At 67.4% G+C, this 23,096-nt stretch carries 16 protein-coding genes and 1 pseudogene; 7 read left to right on the top strand and 10 right to left on the bottom strand.

Annotation, left to right across the window (positions count from 1 at the left end; translation table 11 throughout):
• The first annotated feature begins 49 nt into the window (after window positions 1–49).
• On the top strand, window positions 50–571 hold the full coding sequence (locus tag GXY15_13940) for a hypothetical protein (GenBank protein ID NLV42308.1): 522 nt from the start codon (window positions 50–52) through the stop codon (window positions 569–571).
• 619 nt (window positions 572–1,190) lie between these two features.
• Window positions 1,191–3,740 (top strand): annotated as a pseudogene (locus tag GXY15_13945) (alpha-amylase).
• Between the two features lie 802 nt (window positions 3,741–4,542).
• Here the strand turns inward: GXY15_13945 and GXY15_13950 are convergent.
• The 8 genes from GXY15_13950 to GXY15_13985 all read right to left on the bottom strand — a co-directional run bounded on the left by GXY15_13950 (window position 4,543) and on the right by GXY15_13985 (window position 15,376).
• Window positions 4,543–4,983: a prepilin-type N-terminal cleavage/methylation domain-containing protein gene (locus GXY15_13950; protein ID NLV42309.1), complete on the bottom strand. Its 441-nt coding sequence runs from the start codon at window positions 4,981–4,983 to the stop codon at window positions 4,543–4,545.
• Between the two features lie 249 nt (window positions 4,984–5,232).
• Window positions 5,233–7,203, bottom strand: a complete 1,971-nt coding sequence (locus GXY15_13955; protein NLV42310.1) for a hypothetical protein — start codon at window positions 7,201–7,203, stop codon at window positions 5,233–5,235.
• A 23-nt stretch (window positions 7,204–7,226) separates the two neighbouring features.
• Complete coding sequence (locus tag GXY15_13960) at window positions 7,227–8,192, bottom strand: D-glycerate dehydrogenase (GenBank protein ID NLV42311.1); 966 nt, start codon at window positions 8,190–8,192, stop codon at window positions 7,227–7,229.
• Window positions 8,193–8,210: 18 nt separating this feature from the next.
• Window positions 8,211–11,222, bottom strand: a complete 3,012-nt coding sequence (locus GXY15_13965; protein ID NLV42312.1) for a DUF4091 domain-containing protein — start codon at window positions 11,220–11,222, stop codon at window positions 8,211–8,213.
• Between the two features lie 130 nt (window positions 11,223–11,352).
• Window positions 11,353–11,814: a hypothetical protein gene (locus tag GXY15_13970; GenBank protein NLV42313.1), complete on the bottom strand. Its 462-nt coding sequence runs from the start codon at window positions 11,812–11,814 to the stop codon at window positions 11,353–11,355.
• Window positions 11,815–12,116: 302 nt separating this feature from the next.
• The gene (locus GXY15_13975; protein NLV42314.1) at window positions 12,117–12,578 is read right to left on the bottom strand and encodes a hypothetical protein; all 462 of its coding nucleotides are present in this window, start codon (window positions 12,576–12,578) and stop codon (window positions 12,117–12,119) included.
• Window positions 12,579–12,763: 185 nt separating this feature from the next.
• Window positions 12,764–13,210, bottom strand: a complete 447-nt coding sequence (locus tag GXY15_13980) for a hypothetical protein (GenBank protein NLV42315.1) — start codon at window positions 13,208–13,210, stop codon at window positions 12,764–12,766.
• A gap of 117 nt (window positions 13,211–13,327) precedes the next feature.
• Window positions 13,328–15,376: a hypothetical protein gene (locus GXY15_13985; protein NLV42316.1), complete on the bottom strand. Its 2,049-nt coding sequence runs from the start codon at window positions 15,374–15,376 to the stop codon at window positions 13,328–13,330.
• Between the two features lie 310 nt (window positions 15,377–15,686).
• On the opposite strand from GXY15_13985, the gene GXY15_13990 reads away from it, so the two are divergent.
• Window positions 15,687–16,610: a response regulator gene (locus GXY15_13990; GenBank protein NLV42317.1), complete on the top strand. Its 924-nt coding sequence runs from the start codon at window positions 15,687–15,689 to the stop codon at window positions 16,608–16,610.
• Window positions 16,611–16,676: 66 nt separating this feature from the next.
• Here the strand turns inward: GXY15_13990 and GXY15_13995 are convergent, their stop codons facing one another.
• Window positions 16,677–16,952, bottom strand: coding sequence for an acyl-CoA-binding protein (locus GXY15_13995; protein NLV42318.1), 276 nt, complete (start codon window positions 16,950–16,952; stop codon window positions 16,677–16,679).
• A gap of 178 nt (window positions 16,953–17,130) precedes the next feature.
• Here GXY15_13995 and amrS point away from each other — a divergent pair, with 178 nt between their 5' ends.
• The 4 genes from amrS (at window position 17,131) to GXY15_14015 (ending at window position 21,908) form a co-directional block, all read left to right on the top strand.
• Window positions 17,131–18,213 (top strand): AmmeMemoRadiSam system radical SAM enzyme, encoded by a 1,083-nt coding sequence (gene amrS / locus GXY15_14000; protein NLV42319.1) that lies wholly within the window; start codon window positions 17,131–17,133, stop codon window positions 18,211–18,213.
• A 272-nt stretch (window positions 18,214–18,485) separates the two neighbouring features.
• On the top strand, window positions 18,486–19,610 hold the full coding sequence (gene wecB / locus GXY15_14005) for a UDP-N-acetylglucosamine 2-epimerase (non-hydrolyzing) (GenBank protein NLV42320.1): 1,125 nt from the start codon (window positions 18,486–18,488) through the stop codon (window positions 19,608–19,610).
• Window positions 19,603–21,450, top strand: coding sequence for a hypothetical protein (locus GXY15_14010; GenBank protein NLV42321.1), 1,848 nt, complete (start codon window positions 19,603–19,605; stop codon window positions 21,448–21,450). Before wecB ends, GXY15_14010 begins: the two co-directional genes overlap by 8 nt.
• Window positions 21,451–21,470: 20 nt before the next feature.
• Entirely contained in the window at window positions 21,471–21,908 is a 438-nt protein-coding gene (locus GXY15_14015; protein NLV42322.1) for a DUF1569 domain-containing protein, read from the top strand.
• An 18-nt stretch (window positions 21,909–21,926) separates the two neighbouring features.
• On the opposite strand, the gene GXY15_14020 is transcribed toward GXY15_14015, so the two are convergent.
• Window positions 21,927–23,096, bottom strand: a 1,170-nt coding sequence (locus tag GXY15_14020) for a LysM peptidoglycan-binding domain-containing protein (protein ID NLV42323.1), incomplete at its 5' end; no start/stop codon positions are given.

Consider the following 23,096-nt stretch of genomic DNA (forward strand, 5'->3'; position numbering starts at 1 on the left):
GGCGGCGCCCGTCGCGGCGTCCGGCCCCGTCCTGAAAAAGGAGACAGCCATGACACCAAGGAAGGCGGCGGGTATTGCGGCGCTGTCGGCCACATTGCTGGTTGCGGGATGCTCCTGGCTGGGGGGCGGGCCCCCGTTCGACGTGACCGGCGCCTACCGGGGCGTCTGGTCGGGCACCCTGCTCAGCGACGGCAGGCCCCGCACTTGCAGCATGTCCCTCTCCCTGGAGCATGACGGGGACTATTCCCTCCTCCAGGGCTATGTCCTCGAGGGCACGGCCACGGTGTACTTCACCTGCCCGTCCCTTTTTGACGACATTGCCGACGACGGCCTGCCGACCCGCCTCAGCACGGAGGTCACCGGATACGTCACCCGCTCCGGAAGGATCACCCTGGTCAGCGCGGAAACGGACAGCGACACCACCCTGGCCATCAGCATCCAGGGCACGGGGTCGGACACCAACGATAATGGGGACATGGACGCCCTCGACGGTTCCTGGAGCCTTGCCGTCAAAGTCCCCGACCACGACCAGTTCTCCCTCAAAGGCACCGTCGAGGCCAAGAGAAACTGAGCCCCGGCAAACGGGCGCAGTGCCCGGCCTGCCGGTTTCAGTCTGCGGCGGCAGTGGACGGCGTGGACAGGCTGGACGGAGTGGACCCCGCAGACGTCATGCGCGCGCCGCGCACCTTGGAGAGCGGCAGCGTGTTGGGCGGGGCTTGGCCGGTGTGCCGCCGCCGTCCCGGCGGCCTTGTCTTTGGGCCCCGCGCTGGTTGGCGGCCGGGGACAATTAACATGGATGGACAGGATGCACAGGATTTTCTTCCTTATCCTGTCCATCCTGTCCATCCATGTGAATGCCCCTCCCCATGCCCGGGGCATCCAGCCGGCCGCCGCCATTCCATGTTCCAGGAGTCTTCTGCCGCATGGCGCGGGGGGCCGGGAATCCTGTATGCTGGGGCGGCTTTGCGCATTTCATTCTTCCCTGTCCGCCCGTTTTTCGGGCACCGCGTTGTTGGAAAGTGGCCTTCATGGACATGTCTCTGAGTGGTTTGGATCACAGCCCCCTGGCACCCCTGGGGTTTTTCGTTTCCGGGGATTCCTGGCACCGTTACGGATTGGACGCCCTCGTGGAAGGGAGGGAGGGCGCGGTTTCCGGCCGCGTGGCGCTGGCGCGCGCGCTGGCCGCGCGCATGAACGACGCCCGCGACCCCGCCCGTCCAGACATCCCGCACGCCCGCGCAGGGGAACTCCTCGCCCTAGAGTTGCTCACACGCATCCTCCGCCATGTGGCCGGGCAGTATTTCCAAGTGTTCTTTCCCATGGCGCTGGAGAAGGGACTGGCGGAGACGGCCCGCGCCGCGGGCCCGGATGCCGTGGACGAGACCCTGCCCGCGCTGGCGGGGCATTTCCCCCCGGCCGCCGTGCGGTTGGGCCGGGTTTCGGCGCGTGACTGGCTGCGGCTGGAGGAGGAAGGCCGTACGGGCCGGGAGACCGCCGCCGTCGAGGCGCTGCTGCTCCAGGTGACGGATGAGAACCCCGCCGCGGCCGCCTACCGCGCGCTGCACGACACCCGGCCCCTGCGCGCGCATTCGCCCTTCCCGCGCTACATTCACGCGATGGATTCCTGGCTGCTGGACCAGCCGCCCTGCCCCACCACGGGACTGTCCCTGCCGGACACCCTGCGCGCGCCCCTGCGCGCGTGTCCGGACTCGCTGGAGGGACAGATCGCCTTCGTGCTGGAACGCTGGGGCGCCTGGCTGCCCCAGGTCTTCTTGGCGGAACTGCTGACGGCCCGGGGGGTGCTCCGCGAGGAGACGGCCCTGCGGGGTTTCGGCCCGGGGCCGAGCGAGGCCCTGACGTTCCGCCCGCGCGGCGGCGATGATGGGGCCGCCTATCCGGAGCCCGAGGCCTTCAGTCCGGACATGGACTGGATGCCCAATGTGGTGCTCATGGCGAAGTCGGTCTATGTCTGGCTGGACCAGCTCTCCAAGAAGCACGGCGTGCCCGTGCGCCGTCTCGACGAGATTCCGGAGCTGGAACTGGACCAGCTCGCGGGCTGGGGGTTCAACGCCCTGTGGCTCATCGGCCTGTGGGAGCGGTCGTCCGTGTCGCGGGACATCAAACGCCGCATGGGCAACCCCGAGGCCGAGTCCTCCGCCTACTCCCTCTACGACTACCAGATCGCCGCCGACCTCGGCGGAGACGACGCCTATCATGCCCTCGCGGAACGGGCGTGGCGGCGCGGCATCCGGCTCGCGAGCGACATGGTGCCCAACCATGTCGGCATCTACTCGCGCTGGATCGTGGAGCATCCCGACTGGTTCATCCAGTCCCCCGAGCCGCCCTTCCCCAACTACCGCTTCACCGGGCCGGACCTCTCGCCGGACGACCGGATCTGCCTCTATCTGGAGGACGGCTACTGGAACAGGACGGACGCCGCGGTGGTGTTCAAGTGGGTGTCCCGCATCACCGGGGAGACGCGGTACATCTACCACGGGAACGACGGCACGAGCATGCCCTGGAACGACACGGCGCAGCTCAACTTCATGCTGCCCGAGGTGCGCGAGGCCGTCACCCGGGTCATTCTCCACGTTGCCCGCAAGTCGCCCATCATCCGATTCGACGCCGCCATGACCCTCGCCAAGAAGCACTACCAGCGGCTGTGGTTCCCCCGGCCCGGCGATGCCGGGGCGATTCCCTCGCGGGCCGAGCACTCCCTGACGCGGGAGCAGTTCGACACGGCCTTCCCGGAGGAGTTTTGGCGCCAGGTGGTGGACCGCGCGGCGGCGGAGGCCGAAAACACCCTCCTGCTCGCCGAGGCCTTCTGGCTCATGGAGGGCTACTTCGTCCGCACCCTCGGCATGCACCGGGTCTACAACAGCGCCTTCATGAACATGCTCAAGATGGAGGACAACGGCAAATTCCGCCAGACCCTCAAGAATGTGCTGGAGTTCAGCCCGGAAATCCTCCAGCGCTTCGTCAATTTCATGAACAACCCCGACGAGGACACGGCGGTCGCCCAGTTCGGCAAGGGCGACAAGTATTTCGGCGTGGCGGTCATGCTGGCCACCATGCCCGGCCTTCCCATGTTCGGCCACGGCCAGATCGAGGGGCTCACCGAGAAATACGGCATGGAGTACCGCCGCGCCTACTGGGACGAATCCCCGGACCAGGACCTGGTTGTCCGGCATGAGCGCGAGGTCTTCCCCCTGCTCCGCCGCCGCCATCTGTTCAGCGGTGCGGAGCATTTCCGCATCTACGACTTCACGACCCCGGAAGGCTGGGTGGACGAGAATGTTTTCGCCTATTCCAACCTGGATGGGGACGAGCGGGCCGTCGTGCTGTATAACAACGCCTATTCCTCCGCGCAGGGGGTCATCCACACCTCCTCCGCCGTGAATGAGGGGGCGGCGGACGCGCCCCAACTGCGCCGCTGGTCCCTCGGGGAGGCGCTCCGTCTCCCAGACTCGGACAATGCGTATGTCATCTTTCGGGACTCCCGCACCGGACGCGAGTACCTGCACCATGTGTCCTCTCTCCGGCGCGACGGGCTGCATGTCGAGTTGTCGGGCTATGAGCACCGCGTTTTGCTGGACTGGTTCTTCGTGGAGGACCACGACCTCTCCTGGGCGCGTCTGCATGAGCAGCTCCAGGGACGCGGGGTGCCCTCCGTGGGTGATGCCTGGGCGGAGCTGCGGCTTGCCGCCGTGCTGGTTCCGTTCCGCGACATGGTCTCGCCGGACACCTTTCACCGCCTGTGCGCGGAGCATTTTTCCAGGCCGGACCGCGAGGTGGTCGCCGGCAGGCTCGCCGCCTTTCTCGCGGCGGCGGCCGCCCAGCTCGGCGGTCAGGCGGTCTTTGACGACCTCGTGGAGAATGCCCTGGAAAAGGTGGACGCCCTGCGCCGGGGCGGTGTTGCGGTGACCGCCGGCCGGCTGTGTCCAGAGGCCGCCGCCTGGCTGGAAGACTGGGATATTCCCGGAGCGCCGCTGCATTTGGGCACTTGGCGGGTGTTTCTCGCCCTGTTCCTGCTGGAGCCCCTGGGTGGTGTGGCGGCCCGCGTCCTGCCGGATACCGGCATCCCGGAGGCGCCCCATGTCCTGGGCGGTCGGCTGGCCGGGGAGTGGTTCCTCGCGCGGAACCTGGCCAAGGCCTTCGAGTCCATGGATGGCGACGCCTGGCGTGCGGGGATGGATGCCCGGCTCACGCGCCTGCTTCTCCTCCACGCGCCCGCCCTGCGCACCCTGCCGGACGCCGTGTGGGGCCCCGTGCTGCACCCGCTGTTCAGCGATGTGGACGCGGCGGGCTTCCTGCTGCTCAACCGTTTTGCGGGCCGGCGGTACATCAACCGGGAGCAGCTGGCACGCATGGCCGGGGCCTTCTGTTTCCTGGAGGCGTTTGACGCGCTGTCCCCTGGGAAATACGGAAACGCCGCCGACCGGCTGTCGTCGTCGGCGGAGTGCATGGACGCCCTGCTGGAGGCGGCGGAAGACACCAACTACGACTTGGACTGGATGCTGGAAGCGCTCCGGTAGGCCGGGCTCAGGTGACCGGGTCCGATATGGGCGGGCTGCCCACGTCCGCGTCCGCGCCCTGGTTTGCGCGGATGATCCCGCTGGAGTCCACAAAGAAACCCCGCACCCCCGTCACCCCGTAGGTGGTGGCGTTGGCGTGCGAGGTGTAGTTGGCCTCCTCCCCCTCCAACGTGAAACTGTACCCGCTGCGCTGGGTGGTCCCCCAGTCGCCGTTCAGGAAGGGGGGGGTTGCCGTGGTCAGCTCTTCAAACTCCGTGGCGTAGCGGCTGTTGGCGGAGAAGTATCCCCCCTGCGCGGAGACAACCGCCCGGAGATTGTAGATGGCCGACGCCTCGTTGGCCTGGATGCGCGACCGCATCAGGTTGGGAATGGCAATTGCCGCAATAATGGCGATGATCGCCACCACGATCATCAACTCGATCAGCGTAAAACCGCGTTGCCTGCCCATTTGCCCAACACCCCATAATTGCAAGTAGGACACGATGTCCCATACTTCTCACAAGGCGCGCACATAACCTCGACGGTTGTGGGAGCATTATCCATGCCTGAAAACGCAAATGGTTGATAATAAAGATCTTGTGAATAGAGTGGCTGTGGAAGGAGGCAAAAAAAGGCCGTTTAGAACAACAGGCCGCGACTGGATGCGCCGCTTTTTGTCGGTGGGCTTCTTTGGGACGACTGTTATCAGCAGGCCGTCCTATTTGCAGGAAACGCCCGGGGAGGGAAACCAGCTGTTCAAGAATGCGTCCGGTTTGTACGGATAGGTCGCCGATTTGATGTTCATCCAGGTGCGCTGGTCGCCCACGGCATAGAACAGGCAGGCATACCCCCCGTCGGATCCCAGGTCGGGGTCGCTGGCGTTGATGCCCTCGTCCAGCCCTTGGGGGGACAGCACGGGGTTTTCCCTGCTCAGTTCCCAGGCCTTCAGGTCGGCGGAACGGGCGATGTAGGTCTCAAAGAACCAGCGCGGTGTGCGGTGCTCGAGATAGAGGACGTAATAGAAGCCGTTGGCGAAGCGAATGCAGGGGCAGGCGGCGTAGCGGTCCGTTCCGAGCAGGGCGTCGGGCACGGGGGTCCACTTCACAAGGTCATCCGACCGGGCGAACTTGACAGTGAAGGCGGGATAGGACTGGTCGTTGCTTTCATAGGCCATGACAAACCCGTCCGGACCCGCGCACACGGAGCTGTTGAACAGCCCCTCGTCCTTCTGCCTGCGGACGGCGGGGGCATCCTCCCACGTTTTCAGGTCCTTGGACCAGAAATGGTGGATGTCGGTCCAGCCTCCCTTCTCAAACCGGCTCGCAAAGGCGTGGAACGTGTCCCCGGTGACAAAGGCGCAGCCCAGGCTGTGGCCCTCGCCAAAAGAGGCCAGCACCTCCCCCGTTTCCCCGTCGGCCAGTTCCAGCCGGTAGTCTGCGGCCGTTCCCCCGCTGGCGGGCCGAATGCATTTCATCAGGCAGTTCCGCCCCTTCCACGCGAAGGGGGAAACCTCGCACAGATCCCGCTGGACGAGTTTCTTGTTCAGCGGCGCCGACACCGGGGTGGTGTCCGGCGCGGGCGGGACGAGGTCGGCGTAGTGCTCCGCCGGCCAGTGGCCCAGCCGCTGGAAGCCCTCCGGCACGGGCTGCTGGAACTGCACATAGGCCATGCAGTTTCCTTTGGTGGTGTGTTTGAAGTCGGGCAGGGTCTCCTTCTCGACCTTCACGCCGAAGAGGGTGTACCCCATGAGCAGGCAGTCCTCAAAGTCGGCGGCAAAATGTTTCCCCGCCTGCACGCTCTGCACCACGCCGTCCGTGGGGGTGCCCGCGGGCTGCGAGAAGTTCAGGGCAATGAGCTTGCACCCGGTGCATTTCGCGCGGGTGAAGGTCTTGAACCCGAAGTTGCCGCCCTTCAGCGCGCACTGGGGCCCCACCATCACGCAGTCCTCGAAGAAGACATCGGGCCGGTCGGGCATGGCCTGGTTCTCCACACGGACATAGGCCGCCGCCGTGTCGCCCCACCAGTCCAGCGCGTGGAGGTGGCACCGCCGGTAGGTGATGGGCTCCTCCGGCCGGGCCAGGCAGCTCGCCACGCCGCCGCCAAAAGCGCGGCCGATGCTCACGCAGTCCTCCACCAGCACCGAAAAAGGCTCCACCTTGTCCGTGCAGTCGAAGAAGAGACCGCCGTCGCCGCCGGTGGCGTACAGGCGCTTCAGCTCCCAGCGGTCCCACCCGATGGCCGAGAAGGTCTCGTCCTTGTGCTCCTTGGACCATCCCTTGGAGTACGAGCGGATGTTTCCCCACCAGTCATAGCTTTTGAACCCCTTTTCCGGGTCTCCGGAGTCCAGGATCACCCAGCCTTTGCGCCCGGAGCCCAGGCTGCCGTCAAAGTCGCCGACCAGCGTGTTCCACGCCCCCTTCGCCCCCTTGTGCGCAGGGTACAGATTGGCCTCCATGTAGGTGTCCGGCCGGATGATGATCCGGTGCCCCCCCGTGTCGTCCGGAACGGCCAGCAGCGCCTTCTGCACGGTGCGGAAGGCCTTTTCCCAGGACGAGCCGTCCGAGTCGTCGCCGAGCTTGGACACATAGAGGGCTTTTCCGGCGGGCGCGGCGTCCTGCGCCCCAAGGGACGATGGGAAACCCGCCAGGACGGCAACTGCCAGCAGGACGGCCAAGGTGTTTGTTCTCATCTCAGTCTTCCTTTCACCGTGCTTTAGGCCACCCGGTTGGGCGGCTCCCCGCCCCGCAGGACGGCGACGATGTTGCTCGCGGCGAGGGCGGCCATGCACGCGCGCGTCTCCAAGGACGCACTGCCGAGGTGCGGGATCAGGACCGCGTTTTCGCAGTCCAGCAGGTCGGGATGCACGCGCGGCTCCTTCTCGAAGACGTCAATGCCCGCCGCGAAGATTTCCCCGGACCGGAGGGCGCGGGCGAGGGCCGCCTCGTCCACGACGGGCCCCCGGGAGGTGTTGACGAACACGGCGGTCCGCTTCATCGCCGCGAACTCCGCGTCGGAGAAGGCGTGCCGGGTGTCCGGCGTCAGGGGGCAGTGGACGGTGAGAAAGTCGGCCTCGCGGAGGAGGGCGGCCTTGTCCGTGAACACCACGCCGAGCGCGTTCTCCGCATCCTCCGGGAGCCGGTTCACGTCGGTGTAGAGGACGCGCATGGAGAACCCGGCGGCGCGCCGCGCCATGACCTGCCCGATCCGGCCCATGCCGAAGACGCCCAGCGTCGCGCCGTGGATGTCCATGCCGAGGAGTTGCATGGGCGACCAGCAGGTCCATTGTCCGGCGCGCAGATAGCGCTCTCCCTCGCCGATGCGGCGCGCGGCGGCCATGAGCAGGGTCCAGGCGAGGTCCGCCGTGGTCTCCGTGAGCACGTCAGGGGTGTTGGACACGGCCACACCCCGCGCCCGGGCCGCAGTCAGGTCTATGTTGTCGAAGCCGACGGCGTTGTTGGCCACGATGCGCAGTCCGGGGCCTGCGGCATCGAGCACGGCGCCGTCAATGCGGTCCGTGAGCATGGGCAGGAGCGCGTCCGCGCCGCGGACCGCCGCCAGCAGCTTCGCACGGGGGATGGGGCCGTCCTGGGAGGTTACCAGCACGGCCTCCGCGCCGAAGGCCTCACGGAGCACGCGGAGGCCCTTTTCCGGTATGGTTTGCGTCACGACAATTTTCATCTGTTTCAGCTCCCGGAGTTATTGTTTCTGGCTCAGGCTTTCCAGCGCCTCGGCGATCTGTCTGCGCCGCGCCTCGATGGGCGCGGGGTCCTTGGTGAACTCGGTCAGGCTTTCCGTGATTTCCGGCGGCACGGCCAGCAGCGCGGAGAGACGGTCCCGCTCCTCCGGCGTCAGCCGGTCCCCCTTCTCCTCCAGCGCCCGCCGCAGCAGGGCCAGGTACTCGTAGTCCTCAATGCCGTCGCGCAGCATCTCGATGCGCACCGTGTCCACCGGCGGCTCAAACACCGGCCCGGCGGGCCGCCCGTCCGCCACCGACTCGGGGGGATACAGGAAGCGCCCGTCGCCGTTGCCCCAGGGGCGGCGCCCCGGCTCGTTGCCGTAGCCGTACTCCCACCCCATCGGGTCCTCGTAGGGGTTCTGAGGGTGTTCGGGGTCGGGGTAGGCCGTCGGGCTGTTCCACAGCAGGGTTTCCCAGATGAGCAGGCCCTGCACGCCCCGCTGCCAGGTCTGCCACAGCCACACGCGCAGCTCCGTGCCCGGGTGGTCAATGAACAGCGTCGCATAGGGCGCCTTGGGCCCCGTGCAGATGTACCACCAGATCCGCTCGCCCAGCGCCTGCCGCGCCTGGGCCTCCTTCTCCCGCCACTCCGGCGTGAGGGGGCACCAGATGTTGGGGCCTCCCGCCAGCTCGTCGTGGATTTCCTCCGTCAGCATCCGGTGGATGCCCGGCGCGGCGTCTTTCAGGCGCAGGAACCCGTCCATGACGAAGGCGTAGTCCTTGGGCTCGGGCTCGTCGAACCAGTACACAAACCCGTCGTCCAGCCAGCCCTTCTCGCGCAGGTGCTCCTCCACCTGCCGGCAGTATTCCGTGAAGAGACGCCGGTACACCGGCGACTCCTCCGGGAAGCCCAGGAGCGACGGCGGCGTGCGGGAGTAGTAGGTGCCGCCGCCCATGCCCTCCATGGGCACCGAGAAGGTGTTGAAGTGGTACTTTTCAAAGGCCTCCGCCATGGCCCGGTCGTACCGGGTCCAGTCAATGGAGACCTCCAGCGACTCCGGGTCCGCGGGGGGATTGTCCGGCGACACCTCCGGCCACCGCACGGTGAACGGGTCGAACGGGGCGGGGTCGTAGGGGCAGATGTGGTGGTCCGCCAGCGCGCGGAGATAGGCGTCCACCACGCGGCGCTGGTCCGCCTCTTCGGAGACGCGGTGGTATGCCAGGGGCTTGGAGATGTCCATGCCGAAGGCGGTCGTGCAGGTCATGCGGTCCGGCAGGGTGAACCCGAACACGCGCACCTCCAGCGGCGCCTCCGTCTCATACCCGTCGGCTGCAACGCGCAGCGTTCCCCGGTACTCGCCCGGCGGCGTGTCCTTGGCCGGTTTCACGCGCACCCAGTAGGGCTGGTTCTCCCCGGCGGGAACGTCCACGGGGGCCGTCTGCGGCGGCAGCGGATCGGGCCACGGCGCGGCCACGCCCGTCCGGTCGGTCGGCGTGGTCACGGGCACATGCCGGACCCGCAGCACGGACACGCCCTCCGCGGGGATCAACGCGCCGCCCGGCCCCTCCAGCGCGGAGGCGGTCACGGTCACGCCCCGCAGGGTTTCTTGCGGCCGCACCACCAGCTGCGCCGCCTCGGCCTCGTTTTGGGCTGTCTCAATGCGGACGGCCTTTCCCTCCGCGGCGGGAAGCGGACGGCCCCGGGGGATTCTCCATCCGGAGGAGGCCCACCACAGGCCGTCCCCCAGCCGCTCCCCGTACGCCGTGCTGTAATACTCCGAGACGTCGAGGGTGTGGCGCAGCCGGACCCCCTTCGCCTCAATGGTGAGCGGGTGCCGGCCGGACGCTGAAGGCACGGGCAGGGGCTCGCCAAGCTTCCCCCGGGAAAAGACCGTGTCGCCGTCCAGCAGCGCGGCCTCCCCGCCGGTCTCCGCGCCGTTCTGGCGAAGGCGCAGGGTGACGCCCTTTTCCGCGTCGTCCGGGGAAAACAGTCCGGGCGCCTCCACGGACAGGTCCATGCCGTCGGCCAGCTCCTCCACGGCGAGCCAGCGCGTGTCGCCCTTCGCGGTCAGGGGCGGCCCGTCCAGTTCCGCCTCCACGCGGTAGCCGTGCATCTGCACGCTGCCGCCGGACGCCGAGCTGACGGACAGCCGGACCCAGAGCGCCTCTGCGGGCAGCAGGGTTTCGGGCACGGTCACTCCGGTCTTTTCCCCCTCTCCGGGCTCGCCGATCTCCGTCCAAGTGGCGCCGTCCCGGCTGGCCTCCGTCCGGAACACGGCTTCGCCGTAATGTTTGGTCCACAGGAACAGCCGCGCGGAAGTGACGGGGTGTTCCGCAATGCGGTGCTCAAAGGTCAGGTACATTCCATCGGAAAACACCATGCGGTATGTGTTGAATCCCGCAGTGAACTCCCGCGTGGGCCGGCACACGTTCGTGTTGTTCTCCGCCATGGGCGCCGCGAAGAAGTAGTCGTTGCCGGCGATCCGCTCGCCCGCGCCCAGCTCCACCGCCCCGAAACGCGCGTGGGCGGGCACCGCCCGGCAGAGTTGCAGCCCGTCAAAGCGGAACCGGAAGTCGCTTTCCCACTGTCCGAAACGGAACGACGACGGGCCCTCCCGGTGCGGGGTCGAGAACACCAGTTCCACGGGCTGCCACTGCTCGGTGAGGTTCGAGAGGTCCACGCTGAACACCCCCGTGCCCGTGACAGCCAAGCCGGCGTGCTTGCCCTCGCCGTCCCTGGCGGCGAAGAAGCGGAGGAGATAGGGCTTTCCGGGATCCAGCGAAAAGTCGCCGGACTGCCAGAAGGAGAGCGTCTCCCTCTGCCCCGTGCCCCGGATCCAGAGGCTGCGACTGCCGTCCCTGGGCTGCGCGTCGTCCAGCCCGCCCTCCCCGCCGGACAGGGTCCAGCCGGTTGGCGCGCCCGGAGCGCTCCCCTCCTCAAACGAGGGGTTGACCGTTTCCACAACCTGTGCCGCGGCGAAACCGACCGGGATGGACACCGCAAGGGCGAAAATGCGCGCAAGACCCTTCACTGCTTCCTCCTTTCTTCTGTCGGCCGCATTTCTCCGTTTGCATCGCCGACCACCCGATCATATCTCCAAGAGGAGGAAGGATACAATCGCCGGAGGCGGGGGATGCATGACCAGCCCACCGGCGGCACGGTCAGCGCAGGCGCTTGATCTGCACGAGCTGCCCGTTCAGTTCTTTGCTGCGGTGCCAGATCTGATCGCCGACGATTTCAAAATCAAAAACCTGTTCCTGTCCGCCGAAGGTGCCCGACACCCGCATCTTGTCATGGGTTACGGACCATTTCTCCTCGACGTAGTCCACCCCGTAGAGTTGCTTGGCCATCGGATTGGACGCGTACACCACGCCGCCTGCGGCCAGGGTGCATTTGGTCGGGAACCCATAGACGACAACCTCCCATTCCGAACCGATCAGGTTGCCCTCATTAAGCAGGGGGGGCGTCTTCGCGGGTTCGGCCGGAACGGAAGGCGCGGCGTTTGCGTCGCCGGCGACTGCAGGTGCCGGTTTCTGCCCCCGTATCATCTGCATCACAATCGGGAACCCGAGGAACACGATGAGCACCGCGCCAAAGATGAAGAGAAACTTGTTGTCTTCCACGGCTAAGAACTCTCGGGTCGCCCAAAAAAAATCACTATTATCAGTATACAGAGAAAGGTTTTTTTGACAAGGATATATTGGTTCAACCAATTGGTCTGTGGGCCTGCGGCGCAGGGAAGGGATGGGGACGGCAACGGCTGCGGCGTCTTATCTCAGGAGGCACCCTCCGGCAGGGTCAGGAACAATCCTGCTCCGGACCATCCAAGTGCCTGTGAGGAGACGCCGTGGTCCCACGGCTGTGGAAGGGGGGGGCAGTCTCTCCCAAGTAAACGGGACGGGAAAGGACTGCGGGGGGGAATACATCAGCGGAGGCGCTTCACTTCCCCCAGTTTTCCCTTTAATTCAGGGTTGTGATAGAACAGTTTGCTTCCGATGATTTCGAAATCGAACTCGTAGTCTTTTCCCCCGAAAGACATAAACATTTTCACCTTCTCATAGTTCACCTGCCACCGGCCCTCCAAATAGTCCACACCGTACACCTGTTTCGCCATGGGATGGGACGCGTAGACAACCCCCCCGGCGGCCAGGCTGACCGTCACCGGAAACCCCTGCACGTCGGCCTCCCACTCGGTGCCGATCAGGTTGCCCTCATTGAGCAGCGGCGGCTCCTTTGGGGGCTGCGCGGGGGCTTCCGCCGCCCCCGCCGGGGTGCCGGGGGCGCCCGCCTTGGCCGGCCCCCCGCGGGCCGCCTGCAGGACCACGGGCAGTCCCAGAAACACAACCAGCACCGCCCCGAAGAAAAACAGAAACTTGTTGTCTTCCATTGCAGAGGGTCCCTAATGAAACGCCACCTGTTTCCTGACCTGAAAAACGCCGCCGCCAGCGCCCACTGTGATTGTAACAGGCCGCGCCTTATTCGACAAGGGAAAATTTACGAAAACCCCGAAGCGGGAGCCGGGATCGGCGGGACGGGTGTGCGGACAGAGAGCGCCGCGCGGGGGAAGCCCGGTCAACGGAACCTCAAGATCTCATCCATCTTCTTGGATTTTGGGTTCACGAAATACACCTTGTCGCCCATTATCTCCAAGTCTATGGCGTAATCCGTGCCCCCGAAACTGGTGGTAACGTGGACCTTGTCATAGTTGATGGTCCACCGTCCTTCCAAGTAGTCCTGGCCTGTGAACTGCTTGGCCATGGGATGGGTGGCGTAGGCGACGCCCCCTGGGCCCAGGGTGATCTTAACCTTATAATTCTCCACGGTCGCCTGCCATTCGGAATTGATCAGGTTTGCCTCGTTGAGCAGCGGGGGGGTCTTGGTGGGCGGGGGGGGGGCATCCGCTGTGACGGCGGCCCCTTCAGTGGCAGGCTTTCCCTTCACCACCTGCATCACGATTGGGAAACCCAGGATGCCGGCCAGCACCACCGCAAAGACGATAAGAACTTTGTTGTCTTCCATGCCGTGAAGTCCCTAACAGACAGCGTTGAACCCCTGAAGAAACCGCCCCGCACCCGGGAGCGACCGGTCTGCCCCCTGGAAGGGGGTACCTTCTTATACCGTAAAACGGTTCCGTAGTCAACCACCCGCGCGCAACGAATAGAGATTCGCGTTGGCTTTGCGCGCCCCGGCGCTCAGCTCCGGGTACGGCGTGTCCGTGACGTCCACGAAGCCGATGTTGTAGTTTTCCCCGTCGTGGGTGCGTCCCGTCACCGGCTCGTCCAGATACTGGAACCAGTGGCACCCCACGAAAAGCGGGTGGGTGGCCACGCTCTCCACATACCGCGCGTAGGCCGCCGCCCGCTCCTTCTGGTCCTTTGTCCGGACAAGCCCTGTGTGAAACATGCCCCGGTCCAGGGCGCCAAAGTGAAACTCCCCGATCAGGGCGGGCCGGTCTATCAGGTCGGTCCATTTCTCCCTGGGGATTTGGCGCTGGTAGAGGTTGAAAGACACCACGTCCGAGGTTTCCCCCGCCGCGCGCACCACAGGATCGGGCGCCCCGGAGAACCGGCATCCGAGATAGAGCTGGTGGGGGGCATGCCGGCGGACCGCCGCCTGCACCGTCTCAAAATACCGCCGGGCGAACCGGTGCAGAAAGGCCGACATGTCCGCCAGAAACACCTCGCCCCGAACGGCGGGCGTGTCCAGATGCTCCCAGTCGGGGAAGGCGCTTTTCCAGGCGGCGTTCAGCGCGTCCAGGCTCCCGTGGCGTTCCTGGAGAAACGCCACCAGCGCCGCGCGGGCGGGCTGGGTGGGCGGGCTCTTCAGGCAACCGTCCCCCACGCCCTCCCAGGCCAGCTCGTTGTCCACAAAGTAGCCGATGCAGAGCGGGTTTTCCGCGTGGGCCTGCGCGATGCCCGCGAGGGCCTTGTCCACGGCCGCCTCAAATTCAGGGGAATAGACATCCATCATCTTCGCCCAATATCCCTTTGCCGCCTCAATCTTCGGCACCCCCCACAGGCCCGTGGAGACCACATAGGGGAGGGGGCTGTTCTCCAGCACGTCCTGCTGGCTCCAGTTCCCCAGCGTGTTGAACCCCCAGTGCCCCAGCCGGGCATAGGCGCTGTCCCGCCAGCGTTCGGGCCACGGTTCCCCGTGCTTTCGACGCAGGTTCGCCCGGTAGAAACTGAAGGTGCGCCCCCCGCCGCCGATGGGCTCCGCCATGCTGTGCACCCCCCTGACCTCGCCAAAGAACCCGCCGAACACCGGGTCGTCCGGGGCGGGCAGCCACTCAAACCAGGGCTCGCGCTTCTCCACGAAGGTCTGCTCCCACGTGCCCACGCAGTCCATGCCCACGGAGAAGAAGAGCCGCCCCTCGGGCGTGACGAGCCACCATTTCCCGTCCACCTTCTCCGTTCGGAACCAGCCCGTCGCCTCCAGCTGCGGCCCCTTGGTCCAGCCGCCAAACCGGTCCCGGTCGCGGACATGGGGGGATTTCGCCCAGGCGCGCTCTTCGCGCCGCCGCCTTTCTTGAAACTCCCCCTCCTTCCGGAGTTTTCCGGGCCAGTCGGCGTGGAGATACTGTCCGAACCGGTTGATGAACGGAAGGGGGACCCCCGCCGCGCCCCCTTCTCCGAAGAGGGTGATCTTCTCGAGCACCAGCGTGTGCTCCCGGGCCGGCCGGGGCAGGAAGACCTGAAACGCCGTGATGCGCGCCGGGTCAATGACCTCCCCCTCCCCGCGCGGGGGAAGCACGGGCACCCCGCGCATGCCCCAGAGGGTGTCGGCCTCGCTGGATTTGAACCGCATCCTCAAGACGGCGCGCCCCTTGGGGGGCGCGGAACAGGCGGCGGTGTTGGTGGCGTGCCAGCCGTCCGCCCCGGCGTTGTCCACGCGCAGGGAGAAGTCAACCGGCTCGCCCGCCGGGTTGAACACCTGCACGGCGATGCCCGCCCGGCCCGACCAGTCCCACACTCCGCCGGCCGGCGGGGTGAACAGGACCTGCGGCCATTCCGCGGTTCCAAACCGCACCTCCAGCCCGCCGCCCCTTCGTTTGGCCGGAGCCGTTTCCGCATGATGGGTGACGGCATTCGCCGGCAGCAGCCCGGCGGAAAGATCAAACAGGGGCTCCTCGTTCGGGACGGCGGACAAGGCCGCCGTGCACGCCAGCACCGCCGCGAAAACCATGAAAAAAGCCTCCTTTGTCCCTGTCCGTCCGCACCCAGTCCAAAAGGCGGATCATGGGGTCGTCGGAATATCCGCCTGCCCGGGGGATTTTGCGGCATGGCGGGCGGCCCGCGCAACCCCGCCCCCCAGCCGTGTTCTTCACCGGCGCGCAGCCCCCGTTTGTCTGGCGGTCCAGGCGGGTGTCTCCCGCCGCAAACCGCAGAAAAAGGGAGATGCTCCGGTGGAACAAAAAAGGGGGAATATGGTATAAACCGGCAGGGTTGTTCGGTACAGAGGACGTGCAGCCCCAAATTTCCAACTAGGAGGTGCCGTGGTCAAAGTCTTATATGTTGATTGGGACACCCGAGCGGGGGCCTGGGTTCGGGATGTTCTTTCGGCTGCGGGGATCGAGTGCATGCTCGAAACGCGCGGGGGGCGTGTCTGCGATGTGCTCAAGCAAAGCGGGGCCTCCGCCGTGCTCATGGAAGTGATGCTTCCCGAGGTGAGCGGGTTTGAAACCTGCCGCCGCATCCGCGCGGACCGGGACCTCTTCACCCTTCCCGTCATGCTCGTCTCGTCCATGTCCGCCGAGGAGGAGCTTCACCACGGTCTGGGGCAGGGGGCGGACGACTTTCTGCCGAAGCCCTGCGATCCCGCAACGCTCACCGCCCGCCTGAAGGCCCTGCTGGACGGGGCCGTCGGGCTGGACGAGCCGGACCCCCTGACCGCGCTGATGAACCACCGCATGGCCAAGTACGAGATACAGCACCGCATCAGCCGAAAGTCCCGTTTCGCGCTGGCGTGCATGGAACTCGTCAACCTGGTGGAGTTCGGGCGCGCCAAGGGGGTGGACGCGCGCAACAAGGCCCTTCGCCACGCAGCGCGCATCCTCGAGGCCGCCGGGGAGCGGATCAAGGACCCCGGTTTCCTTGTCGCGCACATGGGCGCGGGGCACTTCGTCGCCATGCTCTCCCCCGGAAGCGCCGAACGGTTCTGCAAGGCCGCGCACAAGTCCTGGCAGGAGCACGAGCCGGAGCTCTATGAGGCCCTGGGGATCACCGCGGCCGTCGCGGAGCATGAGAGGAGCCGGGGCCACGCAGGAGGCGTGCCCCCCGTCCGCGCCCTGGTCTACTGCACCGGGGTCCGGGCCTCCGCCGGGCACAGCGTCCAAGCGTGCTTCGAGAACCTCGCGCAACTGCGCCTGCACGCGCGCGGCCTCGGGGAGGGCGTCTACACCGACCGGCGGGTCCAGTAGAAAACGCCGCCGCACCCCTGCGGGAACGGCGGCGCCCATGGATGTTCGCCTGCGAGGAGCTCCGCGTTATTTCGCCTTGTCCGCCGCCTTCAACTCCTCCACAAACCCAATGTACTGACGCTTCGCCTCGTCCTGCGGCGTGCCCTCCAGCTCCTTCCACTTGTCATACTTCGCCCGCGCGACAAAGTCCAGCATCCCCGGACGGGACCCCGCGCAGTCGCCCGCCGACGCCTGCTTATACAGGGCGTACAGTTTCAGTTTCGCCAGATTGTCCGGGGCCTCCGACAACTGGGTGACCTCATCACTTGCCTGTTTGAACCGGGCGTCAAGATCGTCGGACATGGGGTGACTCCTTTTCGGTTAAGGCCAATGTTCGCGCGCGCCATGGTGCCCGCGCGTGCCCTATTGTATACAAGAATTTAGCAGAATTGTCAAGTGCGGCGTCGGAACTCACTCCGGAGCAGGCGATGGTATACTGGACAACGATCCGTGCCGCGCCAATTGCGTCAGGGCGGGAGAAATGAAACCAAGAACCAAGATGGACGAGATCATGGAGACGGTCTTCCGGAAATTCTTTTCCGGACAGGCAGTGGCCGCCGCCCCGGAGCTGACGGTGGCGGAAGGCGACGGCGCGGTGCGGTGTCTGGCGTGCGGGCACCGGTGTCTGGTGCGGCCGGGTCGGCGGGGGGTGTGCCGGGTGCGGGTCAATGAGGGGGGCGCACTGAAGGTGCCCTTCGGGTATGTGGCGGGGCTGGCGGCGGACCCGGTGGAGAAGAAGCCGTTCTATCATGTGAAGCCCGGGCGCGTGGCGCTGTCGTTCGGCATGCTGGGGTGCAACCTGCGCTGCCCCTTCTGCCAGAACTGGAACACGAGCCAGGTGCTGCGCGACCCGGCGGCGGGGGCGGCGGCGCACGCCTGCACGGCGCGGGAGATCGCCGAGGCGGGCGAACGCGCCGGGGCGGCGCTGATGGTCAGCACGTACAACGAGCCCCTGATCACGCCGGAATGGGCACGGGCGGTTTTTGAGGAGGCGAGGCCGCGGGGGATGCTGTGCGGTTTTGTGAGCAATGGCTTCGCCACGCCCGAGGCGCTGGATTTCCTGCTTCCCGCGCTGGATGTGTTCAAAGTGGACCTGAAGTGTTTTGACGCGCACCGCTACGGGGAGCTGGGCGGGCGGCTTGCGGAGGTGATGGACACGCTGGAGCGGCTGGTGACGGCGGGGGTGTGGGTCGAGGTGGTGACGCTGCTGGTGCCGGGTTTCAACGACGACGCGGAGGAGCTGCGGCGGCTCGCCGCCTTCCTGCACGGGCTGTCGCCGGACATCCCGTGGCATGTGACGGCGTTCACCCCGCAGTACCGGAAGAAGGGCACCCGACCTACCACGGCGGACGACCTGACCCGGGCGTGGGACATCGGGAAGGCGGCGGGGCTGCGCCATGTCTATACGGGCAACCTGCCCCGGCAGACGGGGTCTCGGGAGAACACCTTCTGCGCCGAGTGCGGCGCGGCGCTGGTGGAGCGTTCCGGATTCCAGGTGCGCGCCCTGCGGCTGTCCGGGGGGAAGTGCCCCGAATGCGGAGCGGCGGCACCGGGCCGGTGGTGAGGCGCGCGCCGCACGGACTGGCACGGACGAACACCGACGGACACGGACAGCATCCGGCAGGCGGAGATGGGGGCTGCGCGAAGGCTCGGGTTTCGGCTCTCTCCGTCCATCTTGTCCATGCCGTCCATTGCGTCCATGCTGATTGAAGGTTTCCCCGGCACCCGCACCATGCCCCCGCCGTTGGGATGCCGCCCGCCGTTGGGGTATGATGAACCCAGCCGGCATGGTGACCGGCCGGGAGCAGGATCATCGTGAACAAGACCGTCGCCGTCATTGCGGGCACGCGGCCCGAGGCCGTGAAGGTGTGCCCTCTCGTGCTGGCCCTGCGGGACCATGCGGAGCTTTCGGGCCGTCTGTGCGTCACCGCGCAGCACCGGCAGATGCTCGACCAGGTTCTGGCCGCTTTCGGGGTCACCCCCGACGCGGATCTCGACCTGATGCGGTCCGGCCAATCCCTGTGCGGGTTCATGGCCCGCGCACTGGAGGGGTTGGACACCCATTTTGCCGCCACCCCGCCGGACCTGGTGCTGGTGCAGGGCGACACGGCCACGGCGTTGGCGGGGGCCATGGCGGCGTTCTACCACCACATTCCCGTGGGGCACGTGGAGGCGGGGCTGCGCACGGGGGATCTGGACGCCCCGTGGCCCGAGGAGGCGAACCGTCTCATGATTTCCCGGATTGCCACCCTTCACTTTGCCCCCACGGGGGAAAGCCGCGACAACCTGCTGCGGGAGGGCGTGGCCCCGGACCGCGTGTTCGTGACGGGCAACACGGGGATAGACGCCCTGTTCATGATGGTGGACCGTGTGCGGCGCAACGCCCCGGAGGCGCCCGGCCTGCCCCTGCAGTCCGATGCGGCCTGGTGGGCGCGCCCCCTGGTGCTGGTCACCCTGCACCGGCGCGAGAGTTTTGGGGAGGGGTTTGAGCGGTTCTGCGGCGTCCTCGCCGGTCTGGCGCGGGAGTTCCCCGGTGTGAACTTCGTGTATCCGGTGCATCTGAACCCCAATGTGCGCGGACCGGTTAACCGGGTGCTCTCCGCGCCGGGGCTTGAAAACGTCCGGCTCATCGAGCCCCAGGACTACCCGGTGTTCGTCTCCCTCATGGACCGGGCGCGGCTGATTCTGACCGATTCGGGGGGGGTGCAGGAGGAGGCGGCCACCCTCGGCAAGCCGACCCTGGTGCTGCGCGAGACGACAGAGCGGCCGGAGGCCGTGGCGGCGGGCGTGCTGCGGCTGGTGGGCACGGACCCCGCCCGCATCCGGGAGGCGGCGCGCGGGGTGCTGTCCGGGAAGGAAACATGGGGGGCTGACGGCGGCACGCGGGTCTACGGGGAGGGCGCCGCCTCGGCGTGCGTTGTGAAGGCCTGTGCGGATTTCCTGCGGGGGCGCGATGCCTAGCCGGCACCGCTTTCCCGCAGTCCTTCTTTTCCTGGCGGCCTTTCCCCTGTCTTTGGGGGCGCAGGAACCCGCCGTCTCCGTGCTCCATGCGGCGGACTACGGCGTCCAGCCTGACAAGGACCAGGACTGCGCCCCGGCGCTGCAGCAGGCGCTGGACGACATGGTCCGGCTTGGCCGTCCCGTTGTGGTGCAGTTGGAGCGCGGGGTATACCGTCTGGCTTCCGGGGATCCGGACGCCCCGATCCTGGCATTGCGCGGGGCGCGCGGGATGACCCTGCGCGGAAGGGGGGAGGGCACAGTGCTGCTGGTCAGCGGCCCCTGCGGCGGGTGCCTGCTCCTGGAGGGGTGCGAGGCCTGCTCCGTGGAGGAGTTGTCGGTGGACTATGATCCCGTGCCGTTTTCCCAGGGCGCGGTGCTTCAAGTGAACGCGGCAAAGGGCTGGATGGATGTGGCCATCACGGAGGGCTTTCCCGAGCCGGACCATGCGTGGTTCGCCGGGGCTTCCCGCCCGGGCGACCGGTGGGGTCTGCTCTTTGAGCGGGACCGGCCGCGGCTCAAGGCGGGCGCCCCCGGCGTTTTCTATGTGGACGCCTGGACCCGTCTGTCGGGCCGGGTCTGGCGGGTGCGGCCCGCGAACGCCCGGCGGGACGGGCTGGGCTGGGCGGTGATGGGGGACCGGGTGGTGTTTGTGCCGCGCCGCGCGGGGGCGGCGGTGCAGGTGACGCGGGGCGGCGAATGCGCGGTGCGCCGGGTCGTGATCCGCGCATCCCAGGGGGCGGCGGTGGCGGGCGCGGCCACGGGCGGCATGGTGGTGGACCGGGTGACGGTGGCGCCGCCGCCGGGGGGCGGGCGGCTGCTTTCCGCCAACAGCGACGGGGCACATTTTCAGCAGAACACCCTCGGGCCGCTGGTGATGGGCTGTCATTTCGGGGCGGTCGGTGACGATGGCATCAACCTTCACTTTCCGCCCCAGCGCGTTTCCGGGGTCCTCTCCCCGGTCTCTTGCCGCCTGGAGGGGGGCGGCGAGATCTGGCCCGGCGATGTCCTTCTTTTTGTGGACACGGCGCGGGGCGCGGTGCGGGGATGGGGCCGCGCGGAGACCGTGCGCGGCGATGCCCGGGACGGGCTGCGCGTTGCTCTGGACCGTCCGGTGCCCGGAGTGGCGGCGGGGTCCTCCTGGAAGACGGCGGACACCGTCGCCAATGTGAGCCGCTGCGGTGGCGGATACGTGTTTCGGGACAACATTTTCCGCCGGGTCCGGGGGCATGGCATGGTGATGGACGCGCCGAACGGGCTGGTGGAGAACAATTTCTTTGACGAATGCGGCGGCATGGGCATCGTCTCGGGGGCGGATTTCACCGCCCCGCAGGGGGGGTACCCCTCCAACGTGGTGGTCCGGCGAAACACAGTGCGGGACTGCGGACGCGCGCCGGAGACGGGGATCTCCCCGCGCGGGGCGGCGGTTCATCTGGGCGCGGTGTGCCCGCGCGGGGTGTCGGAGGGGCGGCTGGTTGAAAATGTGGCGGTCGAGGACCTTTACTGTGTCAACCCGCCGGGGGCGGCGCTCTGGCTGGGCGGCGTGCGCGGCGCGGAGATCACGCGCCTGCGCGCCGCCTATGCGGCCGGGGCTGCGCCTCCCCGCGAGACGGCGGCGATGGTGGCCGAAAATGTGTCGGGCCTCCATGTGGACGATTGTTCGGTGGCCGCGCGCCAGCCGGAGATCACGGCGGCGCTCCGGCTGGGTCCGGACGTGGAACAGGCCACGGTCGGACGGCTCCAGGCGGACACCGCGCCGGGGTCGCCGCTGGTGGAAGAGGTTCGCGGCGACGGGGCGGAGTGAGCGACGCAAGGAGACGGGGCGTGCAGCATTTTGACGGTGATTATGTGGAATGGGTGCTGGAGCGGATTGGTCGGGCGCCGCGGCGCTCTTCAACCGGAGAGGTTTCTACGGCGGCCGTGACGGCGCACCTGCGCCATTCCGTCGAGCGGAGCCTGGGGCGCGTGCCGCCGGAGCCGTTCCGGGGCACTTGGTTTTCCGTGCATGTCCTGGGGCCTCTCGTGCTCGGGGGCTGGCTGCCGTTTCCCGAAGACGGCGCCGTGATGCCCTCCCTGTCAGATGCGGCGGTGGAAGGGGAGACGGCGGCGCTCAAGGCCGTTCTGGAGGAGTATCTGGCCCTGGTGCAGGCCGACGAGCTCCCGCCGGGGACGCACCCCCTCTACGGCCCCCTGGATGTCGCCGGATGGGAGCGGTTCCACCTGCGGCATTTCGAGCATCACCTGTCGCGGCTGGGCGTGTGAGTTGCTGAATCCCGGCGGCTACTCCGGCTTCTTGGGCATCTTCACCTTGGCGCCGAGTTTGAGCGCGTTGGATGCCGGGATGTTGTTGAGCTTCATGAACGCCTCCTGCGTCATGCCGCACTTGATCGCCAGCCGGTAGACATTGTCGCCGGGCTGCACTGTGTACATCTCGTATTCACCCTCTGCGGCCTGCGGGGCCGCCGGCTCGGCCGGCGCGGCCTCCGCCGCCGGTTCCGGCGTCGGCGCGGGTTCCGTTGGCTTATCTGCGGACTCTTCCCCGGCGTCCTTCTCCTGCACCGGTTCCGGCGTTTCAGGCTCTGGCGCGGGCGCGGGTTCAGGGGCTGTTTCAGGCGCGGGCGTCGGTTCTGGCTCCGGTGTGACTGCTGGCTCTGGTGTCGGTTCCGGTTCTGGTGTCGGTTCCGGTTCTGGTGTGACTGCTGGCTCTGGTGTCGGTTCCGGTTCCGGTTCCGCTGCGGGTTCCGGTGCGGGCACCGCTTCGGGGATGGATTTCTGTTCCGGCGCAGGCGCAACCGCCTCCTCCTCTGCGGGGACGGCGTCTTTGTCTTCGGCTTCCGGGGCCGGTGGCGCGGGCGCGGGTTCTGCGGGAGGAGCGGGAGTCTCCTCCTGCGGCGGCGTCTCTTCGGCGGCCTCGGGAGGTGCGGGCGCTTCCGTCTCTTCGGGGGGCTCCACGGGAGGCGCCACTGCGTCTTCGGCCGGGGTTTCCGGAGTGGCGGGCGCTGGGTCTGTTGCTGCGGGGACGGATTCGGGAACCTCCGCCGGTGTCGGTTCTGACTGCGTCGCCGGGGCGGGGGCGGGGGCGGCCTCCTCCGGAGCTGGGGACTCCTGTTCTGGTGCCGCTTCCTGCGGGGTTTCGGCAGCCTCGGTCTCTGCCGGGGGAGCGGGAACGCCGGCCTCGGCATCTTCCGGCTTCGCCTCCGGTTCTGGAACCGGGACGGCTATTTTCAGTTCCTGGCCAATCTTGATGGTGGAATCTTTGAGGTTGTTAAGCTCCTGGATGGCCTTCATCTCCACCCCGTACTTGCGGGAGATGGCCGTGAGCGAGTCCCCCTTCTCCACTTTGTGGACAACTTCCTGGAGGGCGGGGGCGGGCGGGGCGGCCGGTTCCGGTTGGGGTTCCGGTTGGGGTTCCGGTTGGGGTTCCGGTTGGGGTTCCGGTTGGGGTTCCGC

This window comes from Candidatus Hydrogenedentota bacterium, assembly GCA_012730045.1.
Classification (GTDB): Bacteria; Hydrogenedentota; Hydrogenedentia; order Hydrogenedentales; family CAITNO01; genus JAAYBR01.